13 protein-coding genes are annotated in these 15068 nt (G+C 68.7%); 9 read left to right on the top strand and 4 right to left on the bottom strand.

Translation table 11 applies throughout. The features are described from left to right. The first annotated feature begins 18 nt into the window (after positions 1-18). The 4 genes from RAB70_RS07010 to RAB70_RS06995 all read left to right on the top strand — a co-directional run bounded on the left by RAB70_RS07010 (position 19) and on the right by RAB70_RS06995 (position 4076). Positions 19-948, top strand: coding sequence for a dihydrodipicolinate synthase family protein (locus RAB70_RS07010; RefSeq protein ID WP_192578994.1), 930 nt, complete (start codon positions 19-21; stop codon positions 946-948). Positions 949-1312: 364 nt separating this feature from the next. Further along, positions 1313-2533 (top strand): carbohydrate porin, encoded by a 1221-nt coding sequence (locus tag RAB70_RS07005; protein ID WP_170268220.1) that lies wholly within the window; start codon positions 1313-1315, stop codon positions 2531-2533. 118 nt (positions 2534-2651) lie between these two features. After that, positions 2652-3641 carry an MBL fold metallo-hydrolase gene (locus RAB70_RS07000; protein ID WP_148829965.1) on the top strand — a complete coding sequence of 330 codons (990 nt, stop codon included), beginning with the start codon at positions 2652-2654 and terminating at the stop codon, positions 3639-3641. A gap of 195 nt (positions 3642-3836) precedes the next feature. After that, on the top strand, positions 3837-4076 hold the full coding sequence (locus tag RAB70_RS06995; protein ID WP_148829966.1) for a DUF1653 domain-containing protein: 240 nt from the start codon (positions 3837-3839) through the stop codon (positions 4074-4076). A gap of 39 nt (positions 4077-4115) precedes the next feature. Here the strand turns inward: RAB70_RS06995 and RAB70_RS06990 are convergent, their stop codons facing one another. Together RAB70_RS06990 and RAB70_RS06985 are read right to left on the bottom strand one after the other, a co-directional pair. Next, positions 4116-5060: an IS481 family transposase gene (locus tag RAB70_RS06990; RefSeq protein ID WP_265529716.1), complete on the bottom strand. Its 945-nt coding sequence runs from the start codon at positions 5058-5060 to the stop codon at positions 4116-4118. 83 nt (positions 5061-5143) lie between these two features. Then, the gene (locus RAB70_RS06985; RefSeq protein ID WP_017910105.1) at positions 5144-5299 is read right to left on the bottom strand and encodes a hypothetical protein; all 156 of its coding nucleotides are present in this window, start codon (positions 5297-5299) and stop codon (positions 5144-5146) included. A gap of 422 nt (positions 5300-5721) precedes the next feature. On the opposite strand from RAB70_RS06985, the gene RAB70_RS06980 reads away from it, so the two are divergent. The 3 genes from RAB70_RS06980 (at position 5722) to RAB70_RS06970 (ending at position 8213) form a co-directional block, all read left to right on the top strand. After that, positions 5722-6315: a TetR/AcrR family transcriptional regulator gene (locus RAB70_RS06980; RefSeq protein ID WP_148829739.1), complete on the top strand. Its 594-nt coding sequence runs from the start codon at positions 5722-5724 to the stop codon at positions 6313-6315. A gap of 44 nt (positions 6316-6359) precedes the next feature. Further along, positions 6360-6950 (top strand): cytochrome b, encoded by a 591-nt coding sequence (locus RAB70_RS06975; protein ID WP_148829740.1) that lies wholly within the window; start codon positions 6360-6362, stop codon positions 6948-6950. 315 nt (positions 6951-7265) lie between these two features. Then, the gene (locus RAB70_RS06970) at positions 7266-8213 is read left to right on the top strand and encodes a hypothetical protein (protein WP_148829741.1); all 948 of its coding nucleotides are present in this window, start codon (positions 7266-7268) and stop codon (positions 8211-8213) included. 76 nt (positions 8214-8289) lie between these two features. Here RAB70_RS06970 and RAB70_RS06965 read toward each other — a convergent pair whose 3' ends face one another. Further along, positions 8290-9405 (bottom strand): ATP-binding protein, encoded by a 1116-nt coding sequence (locus RAB70_RS06965; protein ID WP_148829742.1) that lies wholly within the window; start codon positions 9403-9405, stop codon positions 8290-8292. Then, positions 9402-10133: a response regulator gene (locus RAB70_RS06960; RefSeq protein WP_051064810.1), complete on the bottom strand. Its 732-nt coding sequence runs from the start codon at positions 10131-10133 to the stop codon at positions 9402-9404. The genes RAB70_RS06965 and RAB70_RS06960 overlap by 4 nt, the downstream gene beginning before the upstream one ends. Positions 10134-10223: 90 nt before the next feature. Between RAB70_RS06960 and RAB70_RS06955 the strand changes: the two genes are divergently transcribed. Together RAB70_RS06955 and RAB70_RS06950 are read left to right on the top strand one after the other, a co-directional pair. Continuing rightward, positions 10224-11432: an efflux RND transporter periplasmic adaptor subunit gene (locus RAB70_RS06955; RefSeq protein WP_225851703.1), complete on the top strand. Its 1209-nt coding sequence runs from the start codon at positions 10224-10226 to the stop codon at positions 11430-11432. 15 nt (positions 11433-11447) lie between these two features. Beyond that, positions 11448-14579, top strand: coding sequence for an efflux RND transporter permease subunit (locus RAB70_RS06950; protein WP_148829743.1), 3132 nt, complete (start codon positions 11448-11450; stop codon positions 14577-14579). Positions 14580-15068: the final 489 nt, after the last annotated feature.

Here is a 15068-nt window from a genome sequence, read left to right as displayed (position 1 = left end):
AAAGAAGAGGAAATGAGCATGAGCACCATCGACCTGAAAGGCCTGGTCCCCGCCCCGGTCACCCCGTTCACCCGCGACGGCGCCGTCGACTATCCCGCGATCAAGCGCATCGGCGCCTGGCTCGGCGGCATCGACGGGGTCAAGGGCCTGACCGTGCTCGGCCACGCCGGCGAAGGCACGTTCCTGGAGCGCGACGAACAGGCCAAGGTGATCACCGCCTTCCGCGACGCCGTCGACGGCCGCATCCCGATCATCGCCGGCATCACCCTGGAAGGCACCCGCGTCGCCGCCGACGAAGCCAAGCGCGCGGTCGCCGCCGGCGCCTCCGCCGGCCTGATCTATCCGTCGCACGGCTGGCTGCGCTTCGGCTACCAGAAGGGCGCGCCGCAGGACCGCTACAAGGCCATCCACGAGGCCAGCGGGCTGCCGATGATCCTGTTCCAGTACCCGGACGCGACCAAGGCAACCTACGACCTGGAGACGTTGCTGGAGATCGCCGCGCTGCCGGGCGTGGTCGCGATGAAGAACGGCGTGCGCAACATGAAGCGCTGGGACACCGAGATCCCGGTGTTCCGCAAGGAGCGCCCGCACGTGCCGGTGCTGACCTGCCACGACGAGTATCTGCTGCACACCATGTTCGACGTGGATGGCGCGCTGGTGGGCTACGGCTGCATCGCCCCGGAGCCGCTGCTGGAGATGATCGCCGCGGGCAAGGCCAAGGACTACGCCAAGGCGCGTGCACTGCACGACCGCCTGCTGCCGGTGACCAAGAGCGTCTATCACCGCGGCTCGCACATGGAAGGCTCGGTGGCGCTGAAGTGGGCGCTGGTCGCGCGCGGCCTGCTCGACCACGCCACGGTGCGTTCGCCGCTGCTGCCGCTGGCCGAGGGCGCCGACAAGGAGATCGCTGCGGCGATGGCCGCCGCCGGCCTCGGCAAGATGGGCTGACCCGCACGGGTTGCCTCCAGCTCGATGGGCCGCGCAGTTGCGCGGCCCATCCGCTGCGGCGATGGCGTGCGCCTCGGCGCCGCGCAACGCGTTCCGGTCTGCCCTCGCGTTTCTTTGCCGGTCCCCCACAGGTCTGCACACAGGCGTGCCCGTCGCCGACGGACGCGACGCCGTGCTGCGGCTCCACGACCGGAAGGTGTCTTCCCTTCGCGCACTGCCGCGTCGCCGCGCACCCACCGCGCACGTCCGGCGAGTGCTTCGTCTCGTCCGTGGAGCGTCCCATGTCCCGTTCTCTTTCCTGCGTCTCGTTGCTGGCGGCTGCGGCCGCCCTGCCGGCCTCCGCCATTGCCGCCGACACCACGCAATGGCTCGACGACCACGGCATCGCGCCGCGCCTGGTCTGGTCTGGTCCAACGACTATGCGCGCAACGTCGACGGCGGCCTGTCGCGCGGCGACCGCAACGCCGGCGGCGTGGTCGCCGGCGCGGACCTGGATCTGCAACGCCTGTTCGGCATTTCCGGTGCCACGCTACACGCCACCGGCGCCCGGTACTACGGCGACAGCCTCTCGCAGCGGCAGATCGGCAACGGCGTCAAGGTGCAGGGCTATTGGTACCCGCAGCAGCAGGCGCAACTGGCGCAACTGACCTGGGAACAGACCTTCGCCGACGGGCGCTGGCAACTGGTCGCCGGGCGCATGAACACCACCTGGCAATTCGCGCGCAGCCGCTACGGCTGCCGCTTCGTCAGCGCCTCGGACTGCCCGTTCCAGCTGAGCCAGGCCGATGGCGGCTTCGTCGGCTTTCCCTACGTGAACTGGGGCGCGAAGCTGCGCTACAAGCCCGAGGCCACCTATGTCTCGGTGGGCGCATTCGAACTGAACCCGCAGCGCAAGAACAACCACGGCCTGGACTGGAGCACCGCCGACAGCACCGGCGTGCTGGGCACGCTCGAGGTCGGCTACGAACCCGATCCCGCACGGGGCAAGGGCGCACCGCGCTACCTCGCCGGCCTCTGGTACAACTCGGCCGACTACAGCGACCTGCGCTACAACCAGGCCGGCGGCTTGCGCGGGCTGGTCGGCGGCCCCGCGCGCCTGTACGACGGCGGGCGCTGGGGCGCCTACGCGCTCGGCGAACGCGCGCTGTACCGGCCGCAGGGCATGGCCAGCAAGCGCATGCTGGTCGCCTTCGGCAACATCACCGCACCGTTCGACAAGCACCAGGTCTACGACCTGCAGGTCACCGCCGGCCTGTACTACAGCGGCCCGTTCGCGGCGCGGCCCGGCGACGGCATGGGCGCGATCGCGCATTACTACCGCTTCAGTGCGGACCAGCAGGGCTACATGAACGACCTGCTGCGCAAGCGCGGCGCGGCCGCGGAAATCGCGCGCAACGAACTCATGTTCGAACTCAACTACAGCTACCGCATCGCGCAGACGCCGCTGTTCCTGGTGCCGAACGTGCAGTACATCGTCCATCCCGACATCCTGGGCAATCCCGCGGCGCGCCGTGCGCCCGACGATGCGTTGGTGATCGGCTTGCGGGTGATGCTCAACATGGGTGGGCTGGGCACGCCGAAGTGAGGCCGCACTTGGCACCGGCCGGGGACCGATATCGCGGCAGCCGAGGCAGGCGCGCACGCACGCTTGCGCCGCTGGCGGTTAACCTTCCCTCCCCTTGCGTCATCCGGATCGCGCCTCAATGGCCAACCCCTACTACCGCGGCCCCGTCAGCGACCATTTCGACGGTGTGCGTTTCTTCAACCCCGGCCAGCCCACCATCGACAACGCGCTGGGCAAGGTCCTGCGCTGGAAAGCCGCCATGGGCGCGGTGCGCTGGCCCGCGCAGGTCGCGGTGACGCCGGCCATGCCTGCACCGCGGCACGACGGCCTGCGCATCACCATGGTCGGCCACGCCACGCTGTTGATCCAGGCCGCCGGCCTCAACCTGCTCACCGACCCGGTGTGGTCGCAGCGCGCCAGCCCTTCGCAGATCGCAGGGCCCAAGCGGGTAACGGCACCGGGCATCCGCTTCGCGGACCTGCCGCCCATCGATGCGGTGCTGCTGAGCCACAACCACTACGACCACTTCGACCTGGCGACCTTGCGCACGCTGCACGACGCGCACCAGCCGCTGTTCGTGATGCCGCTGGGCAACGACGTCCTGCTGCGCAAGCGCGTGCCCGATGCGCGCATCGCCACCGGCGACTGGCACGACCGGCTGCCGATCGGCGACACCGCGACGGCGACACTGACCCGCGCCAACCATTGGTCCAGCCGCGGCATCGCCGACCGCAGGATGGCCCTGTGGTCCGGCTTCTTCGTCGAGACCGCGCGGGGATCGGTGTGGTTCGCGGGAGACACCGGCTACGGCGATGGCGCCATCTTCCGCGAGATCCGCGACCGGCACGGCGCGCCCGACGTGGCGTTGATCCCGATCGGCGCCTACGCGCCGCGCTGGTTCATGGCGCCACAGCACATCGACCCCACCGAAGCGGTGCGGATCTTCCGCGACACCGGCGCGCGGCGCGCGCTCGGCATCCACTGGGGCACCTTCCAGCTCACCGACGAAGGGCGTGATGAGCCGCGCGAAGCGCTGGCCGCCGCACTGTACCTGGCCGGCATCGCCGCAGCGGACTTCGTCGCCGCCGAGCCGGGGCAGGCGTTCGACTTCGGCGATTTGGTGCCTTGACGTGCGCAGAAGTGAAGCGTGCGGGCGACAATGGACGCTGCTTCTTATAAGGCCGGTTGCCTGAGATCCCCCCGTAGGAGCGTTCCGTCGTCACGACGCGGCGAACCGCCGGGGTCGCGCAATTCGCCCTCGCGACGCAGAGAGAGCGCAGGTGCAGACCGCTACACTCGCGCTCCCGCCCACCAGGACACCGTCATGCTCGACCTCAGCCCGCTGCCTTCCATCGCCCTCGGCCGCTACCGCCACTTCAAGGGCGGCGAATACGAGGTGCTGGGCATGGTCCGCAGCAGCGAAACGCTGGAACCGCTGGTGCTGTACCGGCCGCTGTACGGCGAAGGCACGCTGTGGGTGCGGCCGTATCCGATGTTCGTCGAGCAGGTGGAGATCGATGGCGTACGCCGCCCGCGCTTCGCGCCGATGGACGCGGACGCCTGAGCACGGCGCAGGCGACCGCGCCGCGCCCGACGCGAGACGCTAGCTGTGTAAACCCACCACGTTGTTCAGTGGAATTCGGGAGATGGGCGGTTTGTAGCCGAGGCTGGCGTGTGGTCGATGCCAGTTGTAATGATGCAGCCAGCCCGAGAAGGCGTTGGCGCGTTGCGTGGAGTCGATATAGGAGCGCGCATAAGCCCATTCTCGCAGGCTGGTCTGCACCAGCCGCTCGGCCTTGCCATTGGTGCGTGGCGTGTAGGGTCGGGTTCGCAGATGGCGCAGGCCGAGCCGTCGGACAAGGCGTCGAAAGCGGCGTGATTTGTAGCAGGCGCCGTTGTCGGTCAACACGCGCTCCAAGCGCACGCCCAGGCTGCGGTAGTAGCGAACCGCCTGCATCAGGGCCCTGCAGGCACTGAAACCGCGCTCATCGGGCTCGATGGTGCCGAAGGCCACGCGCGAGTGATCGTCGATGGCTAGGTGGACGTACTCCCAGCCAATGCCACGGGAGGTGACCGTCCGATCATCGGTCACGCGGTGGCCGGGCTGGCGGAAACGGGCCAGCTTCTTGATGTCCAGATGCAGCAGTTGGCCGGGTTGGGCGTATTCATAGCGATTGTCCGGCAGCGCCGGTTCCAGCTCGGCCAGCCGGTGCAGGCCGGCGCGGCGCAGCAACCGGGCGATGGTGCTCGGCGCCACAGGCAGCTGCTCGGCGATCTGCCGATACGTGTGGCGTGAACGGCGCAGCGCGATGACCTGATCCACCACGCCCCGAGGCGTGGCATGGGGGCAGTCGTGAGGCCGGGAGGTGCGGTCGCTCAGCCCTTGCGCCCCCTCTTCCTTGAAGCGCTTGAGCCATTTGTAGGCCGTTCGGACGCTCACACCGGCCGCATGCGCCGCTTCTTCCACGCGCAGCCCATGAACAAGGATGCGATCCACCAGCAGGGCTCGACCGCGAGGGCTCAAACGGGCATGTTTATGCAGGTTCATCCGGGGCTCCTGGGGCTGGGTTGGCTTGGTAACCCCCATCTTCCAGAGATGCCCCGGATGAACAACCTACTGAGAGATCACAGCTAGCGCTTGGCGGCGCTGTCCACGTCGCTCTTGGTCGCGGCGTGATCCTGTGCCGGGCGGTTGCGGTTCTTCTTGGCGCGCGTGACCAGATACAGCATCGCGGCGATGAGCAGGACGAACAGTCCGGCGACCCAGGGCATCAGCGTGGTGTCCATTCGACACTCCAATTCGGTTGCACAGCGGTCACCAGACCACACCCGCAGTGAAGGCCTTGGCTAGTGCGACGGTGCGTCGGCGTCATGCCGGTGCATCGCATGCGCACGATGGGCGGTTCCGTCGCGCAGTCCTGAGCCGCCGCGACGGCGCCCTTTACGACGGCCTTCGCGACAGGCACCAGCATCATTTGGGTTTGCGACCAGGCGCATCCCACACGCCGCCGCGATCGCGCTGTCGATGCCTGAGAGGCGCTGGCCGAGACGTTCGCAGGACGGGCAAGCCACTCGAATCCCAGGCCTTCGGAGCGCACCGGCTGCCGTGCCGGCCAAGCCGCCCAGCGCACGCCGAATCGACCGTGACACATTGACATACGCCCTGTACGCAAATAACGTACGCCACGTATGTGAATGAAGGCCCGCCCATGCGCCAGCGCCGCAGCCGCCGCGAGATGATCGAGACCACCCGCGCCAGCCTGCTGGCTGTGGCGCGGCAGGCGTTCGCCACGCACGGCTTCGCGCACACCTCGATGGACGTGTTGACCGCCGAGGCCGGTCTTACCCGCGGCGCGCTGTATCACCACTTCGGCAGCAAGGACGGCCTGCTGATCGCGGTCATCGAGCAGATCGAGGCCGAGGTGGGCCTGCGCCTGCAGGCGGTGTCCGACGCCGCGCCCACGCCGTGGGACGGTTTCCGCCGCCGCTGCCGCACCTACCTGGAACTGGCGCTGGAACCGGAGATCCGCCGGATCATCCTGCAGGACGCGCGCGCCGTGTTCGGCGACGTGCCGCCGGCGGCGCAGTCGGTGGGCATCGCCGCGCTACAGGCGGCGCTGGAAGCCCTGATCGCCGCCGGCACGGTGGCGCCGCTGCATGCCGGGGTGATGGCACGCATGCTCTACGGCGCGATCACCGAGGCGGCGTTCTGGATCGCCGAGCCGGACGCCGACCTGCACGCACGGCTGGCCGACGCGCTGGACGCCCTGGACCGGCTGCTCGACAGCCTGCGCACGCCCTGATTCCGCAGCACTCCCCGCCTCGCCACTCGACCAGGATCACGCACATGCACTGGCGCAATACCGAACAGCGCTTCGGCGCCCTCGCCAAGCTGTTCCACTGGACCACCGCCGCCGCCTTCATCGGCGCCTATGCGGTGGTGTACTACGTCATCTGGTTCATGGACGACACGTCGGACGCCTCGCTGCCGGTGCTCAACCTGCACTGGGTGCTGGGCCTGCTGGTCGGGTTCCTGGTGCTGCCGCGGCTGTTGTGGCGCTGGCTGGACGTGCAACCGGACGATCCGCCGGGCTCGGCGCTGGAACACCGGCTCGCGCATCTGGCGCATTGGGGTCTGTACGCGCTGCTGATCGTGATGCCGCTGACCGGCTACATCGGCACCGGCGCGCCGACCGACCTCGGCCTGTTCCGCATTCCCGGCTTCAACGAGACCGCGCTGTTCGCCTGGATCAGCCGCACCTGGCACCTGAGCTGGGAGGCGTTCGAAGCGCCGATCGACGTGGTGCACCACTTCATCGGCAAATGGATCGCATGGGTCGTCGTACTGCTGCACGTGGCCGCCGCGCTGTTCCATCACTGGGTCCGCCGCGACGAGGTGCTGACCCGCATGCTGCCGGGGCGTATGCCATCTCCATGATTGCAGAGCAACATGGCGCACTGCACGCCGCGCTGCGAGATCGTCCTTGACGTGGTTGTGGCGGTGTTGAATGACCGCAACTTGGCTCGTTCACAAGACAGCCTATCGATAGCGAACCGTACGCGACAGCATCCCATGCCAACTATGCACTCCCAGCAGGAGCGCAGGCCTTCCCTGGGAGGCAGCAAAGCGTTGCCATGCTCACTCCGCATGCGGTAGAACAGGCAAGACACGTCGCTGCCGCCGCATGGCAACCGGTGACGAGGGTTCGTCAATCTGACTCAAGCACATTGCGTTGCAGGACGCCAAACGCCAATGGGAAGAATCTTAGACCTCGTTCTTTTCGCGGGAGCCCTTCTCTTCCTCGAGCAAGCCCAGGCATCCCAGCATTTCTGGGTCCAACCCGATGGCAAAGGCCTGAAAGACGTCGTTGTTGCCAACGACGAAGGAGGAGGCGCCGATGGCTTCTACACTTACAGCTTCGGGAAAGCCATGCAGCGTCACGCAAGCTGGAATGTCGGCGATTTTTCGCATCTGAACACGCCCACCCCCTGGTCAGATTTTCAGGCGTCGATCGATCCAAATGGATACGGCTCGACATCGGTGCAAAAGCAGGGAGCCCAGGCGACCATTCACTTGCATTCCTACAGTCTGCCCAATCCATCCCCGATGGGGTGGTATTACGTAGGCTGGAACCACCAAGTAAACCGACGCCCCTGGGATTCCAACCAATTCGGTTCCGATCCGAAGATGTGTCTGGAGCACTCGGAGACCGTCATCGACAGCTATAGCGAAGGAGCCGTCTTCTACAACGGTGTCGTCTTGTGGCTCACGGACAAGAATGGGAGGCCCTTCAGCTACAGCATCAAGACCTGGGATAGCCGCTGGCCCGACATCGGAATCAGCGAAGGTGCCTATTATGACGCTGGGCTCTCCAGCTATTACGTGGGAAGCGCTTACACCGAAGGCAGAAAATATCTCTCGCTAATGCCATTCAGCCATGCCGTGACCGGTGCCAAGGGCGAGGATCTGAGATGGTATGGCATGTGCATCTCGAAAGAGCAACTCGCCCTCGCGATCGCGGACATGAACGCAAAAAACAGCGATTCACAAACGCAGCTGGATGCCGATACCACTGGCTACCAGGTCACGGCAGTGCAACTGTCTTCCGAGATCGCGAATCTCAGCACCCCCAAAGCCCAGGGCGGCGCCGGCTGGTATACGAGCCGGTTCGCCGGGATCTATCTTTACACCGACTATTGAGGGCGAGCCACGCGTCGACAAACCGCCGTGTGCCACCAACGAGCGACGACGACAGCTAGCACACGCCCCTGGTAACTCACATAGCGTGCCGGCTCGGCGATGTCCGCGACTGGGAAGTACCGCTGGCCTCCAACGAGACCAGCGGCCAGCGCACTTCGAATCGTGTCCCGCTGCCGGCCGGCAGACACAGCGCATCGCCGCCATGCGCCACGGCAATGGCCTTGACCACCGCCAGGCCCAGGCCGCTGCCGCCGCTCTTGCGCGAACGCGACGGATCGCCGCGGCGGAACGCATCGAACACCCGCGCGGCGATCTGGGGCGCGATGCCGGGGCCGGTGTCTTCCACGAACAGCACGCATTGGCCGGCGTCCGCCTGCACGCCCACCCGCAGCGGGCCCGGCTCGGCATAGTGCTGCGCGTTTTCGAGCAAGGCCATCAGCGCCTGGCGGATGCGCACCGCATCGCACAGCACCGGCGTGCGCAGCGCCAGCACGGGTTCCAGCACCAGCCCGCGCGCGTCCAGGCTGGCACCGAAGGCATGCAGCACGGCCTCCACTTCCCGCGCCAGGTCGGCCGGCGCCGGCTGCAACTCCAGGTGCCCGCTGTCGGTGAGGCTGAGCACGCGCAGGTCCTCGATCAGCCGGTTCAGGCCTTCCACCTGCCGCAACAGGCTCTCGAACGCCGCCACGTCCGGCGCGAACACGCCCTCGGCCAAGCCCTGCAGGCGCCCGCGCAGGATCGTCACCGGCGTGCGCAGTTCGTGGGCGACGGCGGCATTCCAGAATGCGCGCTCGCGGGTCATCGCCTGCAGGCGGTCGGCCATGGCGTTGAAGTCGCGCACCAGCTGCGCGGTCTCGCCCAGCGCATGCGCATCCATGCTCGCGCGTGCGTGCAAGTTGCCCTGGGCGACTTCGCGCAGGCTGTGCGCCACCGAGTTCAACGGGGTAAGGATGCGCCGCGACAGCCGCACCGCCACCGCCACCGCGATCGCCACGGCCAGTGCGGCGGTGGCGCCGATCCACATCATCTCCACCCGCGACGGCACCCAGGTGTCGGAGATGCTGCTGGGCTGGTAGGCCGCCGCCAGCGCGTAGAACACGTAGGAGCCGACCACCGACAGCAGGATGATCCACAGCGCCAGCGCGCCCAGCGACAGGATGACCTGGCGGCGCAGCCCGGGGGCGCGGCTCATGCGCCGGATCCGAACCGGTAGCCGACGCCGCGCACGCTGGCCGGCGTGCCCTGCACGCCCAGCGCCTCCAGCTTCTTGCGCAGCTTGCTCATGTGGCTGTCGATGGTGCGCTCCTGGGTGTCGCCTTCCGGCAGGCAGGCGTCGAGCAGTTCGGCGCGGCTGAACACCCGCTTCGGCGCGCGCATCAGCCGCACCAGCAGCTTGAACTCGGTGAGCGTGAGGTCCAGCGTGTGCCGCTGCTCGCCCACGCGCACGCTGGCCTCGTGCTGGTCCAGATCGACATGGAAGGCGCCCACGCGCAGGCTGCGCGCCTCCTCGGCGCCATTGCCGCGGATGCGCCGCAGCACCGCCTGCACCCGCGCCACCACCTCGGCCGGGTTGAACGGCTTGACCACGTAGTCGTCGGCGCCCAGGCGCAGGCCCATCAGCTTGTCGATGTCCTGGTCCAGCGCGGTGAGCATGATCACCGGGGTCTCGCCCCGGTGGCGCAGTTCGGCAAGCACCTTCCAGCCATCCGCCGCCGGCAGTTGCACATCCAGCAGGATCAGATCCGGATCCAGCGCCAGGTGCAGGTCCAGCGCGGCGCGGCCATCGGCGGCGTGGGCGCTGCGCAGCCCGCTGCGCGCCAGGTAGGCGCTGAGGATCTCGGCGATCTCGCTCTCGTCTTCGGCGATCAGGACCAGCGGCGCGGACGCGGGCACGGCGGCGCCCGGAGAGGAAACGGACATGGAGGCAGCGAAGGCGCATCGGCCCGGACGGGCGGATCTCCATCATATCTCCACATCGCATCGAACGCCGCGCAACCCGCGGCCGCGACCATGCGCGGCTTTGGCGTCCGCCGCATCCGCGGCGGCAGCGACGAGGCACGAGGCATGGGCATGCGGCAACAGGTACGGACTCTGGGACTCGGCGGCGCGCTGGCGTTGGCCCTGGCGGGCTGCGGCGGCGGCGCGCAGCCGCAAGCGGTGGCCGCGCCGGTACAGGTCACCGCGGTGACCCTGCACCCTGCGTCGATGACGGTGAGCGTGGACCTGCCCGGCCGCGTGGCCGCGCTGCGCAGCGCGCAGATCCGCCCACAGGTCGGCGGCATCGTGCAGCGTCGCTTCTTCGAGCAGGGCGCCGATGTGCGGCGCGGCGACGCGCTGTTCCAGATCAACCCGGCACCGTTCAAGGCCGACATGGACACCGCCGCGGCCGCACTGCACCGTGCCGAGGCCGCGCAGGTGCTGGCCGACGTGCAGCATGCCCGGCTACAGCGGCTGGTCGAATCCGGCATGGTCAGCCGGCAGATGTACGACGACGCCGCCTCGCAGCGCAGCCAGGCCGCCGCGGCGGTCGCCGAGGCCAAGGCGACGCTGTCGCGGCGGCGCCTGGACCTGGCCTTCGCCACCGTCGACGCGCCGATCGACGGCCGCATCGACCAGGCACTGCTCACCGAGGGTGCGCTGGTCTCGCCCAGCGACAGCGCGCCGATGGCGGTGATCCAGCAGATCGACCAGGTCTACGTCGACGTGCGCCAGTCCGCCAGCGACCTGGATCCGCTGGATCCGGCCGCGCGCGCGCAGGCCACCGGCGACGACGGCCTGCCGGCGCAGATCCTCGACCGCAGCGGCACGCCCTCGGGACTGAGCGGGCGCGTGCTGTTCTCCGGCATCAACGTCGATGCCGGCACCGGCGATGTGCTGCTGCGCATCCTCGTCGACAACCCGCAGCGGCGCCTGTTGCCCGGCATGTACGTGCGGGCGCGGGTGCCGCGCGCCCACTACGCGCAGGCGCTGCGCGTGCCGCAGCAGGCGGTCACCCATGTCGGCAAGCGCGCGCAGGTGTGGGTGCTGGACGCCAATGCGCAGGTGCGCAGCGCGACGGTGCAGCTGGGCGAACTGGTGCAGGGGCACTACCGTGTCGTCGCCGGCCTGCAACCCGGGCAGCAGGTGGTGGTCGAAGGCATCGACCGGCTCAGCGCCGGCGCCCGGGTGAAGGCGCGTGCGTGGCAGCCGCCGGTGGTCGCCACCGCCGCCGCGGACTGAACCGGGAACGCCGCCATGCCACAGTTCTTCATCGAACGCCCGGTCTTCGCCTGGGTGATCGCGCTGTTCATCGTGCTGTTCGGCACCCTGGCCATCGGCCAGCTGCCGGTGGCGCGCTATCCCTCGGTGGCGCCGCCCTCGGTGTCGCTGATCGCGTCCTACCCCGGCGCCACGCCGCAGACCCTCAACGATTCGGTGGTGAGCCTGGTCGAGCGCGAGCTGTCGGGGGTCAAGAACCTGCTGTACTTCGAGTCCACGGTGGACACCTCGGGCAGCGCGCAGATCACCGCCACCTTCAAGCCCGGCACCAATGCGGAGCTGGCGCAGGTGGACGTGCAGAACCGCATCAAGGCGGTGGAGCCGCGCCTGCCGCAGGCGGTGCGGCAGAACGGCCTGCAGGTGGAATCGGCCGCGTCCGGCTTCCTGATGCTGGTCGGCCTGACCTCGCCGGACGGCCGCTACGACGAGGTGGCGCTCAACGACTACCTGGCCCGCAACATCGTGCAGGAACTGCGGCGCATCGACGGCGTCGGCCGCGTGCAACTGTTCGGCGCCGAGCAGGCCATGCGCGTGTGGGTGGACCCGGACAAGCTCGTCGCCTACGGCATGACCATGACCGAACTGGCACAGGCGATCGAACAGCAGAACGCGCAGATCGCGCCTGGCCGCCTCGGCGACGAGCCGACCGTGCGCGGACAACGCCTGACCGTGCCGCTGACCGTGGCCGGACAACTGACCACGCCCGCGCAGTTCGCCGCCATCGTGCTGCGTGCCGACAGCGGCGGCGCGCGGGTGACCCTGGGCGACGTGGCGCGGGTGGAGCTGGGCGCACAATCCTATGGCTTCTCCAACCGCGAGGACGGCGCTCCCGCCACCAGCGCGGCGATCCAGCTCTCGCCCGGCGCCAATGCGGTGCGCACTGCGCAGGCGGTGAAGGCACGGCTGGCGGAACTGGCCGCGAGCATGCCGACCGGCATGCGCTATTCGATCCCGTTCGACACCGCGCCGTTCGTGAAGCTCTCGATCAAGCAGGTGGTCAAGACCCTGCTCGAAGCGATGGTGCTGGTGTTCCTGGTGATGTACCTGTTCCTGCAGAACGTGCGCTACACGCTGATCCCGGCCATCGTCGCGCCGATCGCACTGCTGGGCACCTTCGCGGTGATGCTGCTGGCCGGTTTCTCGATCAACGTGCTGACCATGTTCGGCATGGTGCTGGCGATCGGCATCATCGTCGACGACGCCATCGTGGTGGTGGAGAACGTCGAGCGGATCATGGCCAGCGAAGGCCTGCCGCCGCGGGAAGCCACGACCAAGGCGATGCGCGAGATCACCGGCGCGGTGGTCGGCATCACCCTGGTGCTGACCGCGGTGTTCATCCCCATGGCCTTCGCCAGCGGCTCGGTGGGCGTGATCTACCAGCAGTTCACCCTGGCGATGGCGGTGTCGATCCTGTTCTCGGCGTTCCTGGCGCTGACCCTGACCCCGGCGCTGTGCGCCACCCTGCTGCGCCCGATCGCGCCCGGCCATCACGCCAAACGCGGGTTCTTCGGCGCATTCAACCGCGGCTTCGAGCGCCTGACCGGCAGCTATGCCGCACGCGTGGCGCGGCTGCTGCGGCGCAGCGCGCGTGTGCTGGCGGTGTTCGCGGTCCTGTGCGTTGCGCTGGCCTTCGCCATGCGCGTGCTGCCCTCGGCGTTCCTGCCGGAAGAGGACCAGGGCTACTTCATGACCTCGATCCAGTTGCCCACCGATGCCACCAGCGAGCGCACGCTGGCGGTGGTCGAGGCGTTCGAGCGGCACGTCGCCACGCGCCCGGCGCTGGCCTCCAACCTGGTGATCCTGGGTTTCAGCTTTTCCGGCTCGGGCACCAACGCGGCCATGGCCTTCACCATGCTCAAGGACTGGGACCAGCGCGACGGCGCCACCTCCAGCGACGAAGCCGACCGCGTGCAGCAGGCCATGGCCGACCTGCCCGAGGGCACGGTGATGAGCCTGCTGCCGCCGGCCATCGACGAGCTCGGCACCTCTTCCGGCTTCACCCTGTACCTGCAGGACCGCGGCAACCGCGGCGAGGCCGCGCTGATGGCGGCGCAGGCGAAGCTGCTGCAACTGGCCGCGGACAGCAAGGTGGTCAGCGGCGTGTATCAGGACGGCCTGCCGCCGGGCAAGAGCATCCGCCTGGAGATCGACCGCCAGCATGCCGAAGCCATGGGCCTGCCGTTCTCCGCGATCAGCAACACCTTGTCGGCGGCAATGGGCTCGCTGTACGTCAACGACTTCCCCAATGCCGGGCGCATGCAGCAGGTGATCCTGCAGGCCGACGCCGCGTCGCGCATGCAACTGGACGACGTGCTGGGCCTGCGCGTGCGCAGCACCGAGGGCGGCATGGTGCCCCTGCGCGAAGTGGTGACCGCCACCTGGACCGACGCGCCGCAGCAGCTGGCGCGCTTCCAGGGCTTCCCGGCCGTGCGCATCACCGGCGGCGCCGCGCCTGGCGTGTCCAGCGGCGCGGCCATGGCCGAGATGGAACGGCTGGCCGCGCAACTGCCGCAGGGCTTCGCCGTGGCCTGGACCGGGCAATCGCTGCAGGAGCGGCAGTCGGCCGCGCAGGCGCCGCTGCTCATGCTGCTGTCGGCGCTGGTGGTGTTCCTGGTGCTGGCGGCGCTGTACGAGAGCTGGACGATCCCGCTGTCGGTGATGCTGGTAGTCCCATTGGGCCTTCTAGGCGCGGTGGCCGCGGTAATGCTGCGCGGCCTGCCCAACGACGTGTTCTTCAAGGTCGGCCTGATCACCATCATCGGCCTGTCGGCGAAGAACGCCATCCTGATCGTCGAGTTCGCCCGGCAACTGCACCGCGACGGCCAGGGCCTGCTCGAGGCGGCGACCAACGCCGCACGCCTGCGCCTGCGCCCGATCCTGATGACCTCGCTGGCCTTCGCCCTGGGCGTGGTGCCGCTGATGCTGGCCAGCGGCGCCAGCGCCGAGACCCAGCACGCCATCGGCACCGGCGTGTTCGGCGGCATGGTCAGTGGCACGGTGCTGGCGATCTTCTTCGTGCCGGCATTCTTCGTCTGCGTGGTGGGACTGCAGGAGCGGGTGGCGCGCTGGCGTGCGCGACGCGGCGGGGGTGCGTCTGCCGAGAACTAAACCGGCGCTGCCGCTGCCATTGTGGCCGTCGACTGTCGTGCAGCCGGGCCGCTCGACGTGGTGTGCTTTTCCGATGGCGCAATGCGTCGGGACTGAAGTCCCTCCCACAGTGCACACGACTGGCTCGCCGCAAGCGCCTGCGGGAGCGGCTTCAGCCGCGACGAGGCATTACTGGGAATGCCTGTCGCGGCTGAAGCCGCTCCCACGAAAAAGAATCGCTGCCATCGATCGGCGCTGAGCCGCAACTCTTCTCCTGGCCTCGCCCGATCTCAGGAGGTGAGACGCCGCTGCCGCATGCTTGCGCGCTCCCCGCTGCTGCCCTGGCCGCCCCTTGCTGCAGGACAGCCAGGTGCGCACATGCGCTGACGTCGGCAGCACCTCGCCAGGCCTCTCTCGGCCAGGCGGTAGGCAGCGCTATCCGCACACGCGGTGCCCTTCAGTGCGGGCAAGCGACAGGCGCCACCACGGGGATCTCTTCATCGATGGATC

The sequence above is a fragment of the Xanthomonas sontii genome, from assembly GCF_040529055.1.
Classification (GTDB): domain Bacteria; phylum Pseudomonadota; class Gammaproteobacteria; order Xanthomonadales; family Xanthomonadaceae; genus Xanthomonas_A; species Xanthomonas_A sontii.
Note: the sequence above shows the minus strand (reverse complement) of the source record. Positions and strands in the feature narration are given on the sequence as shown.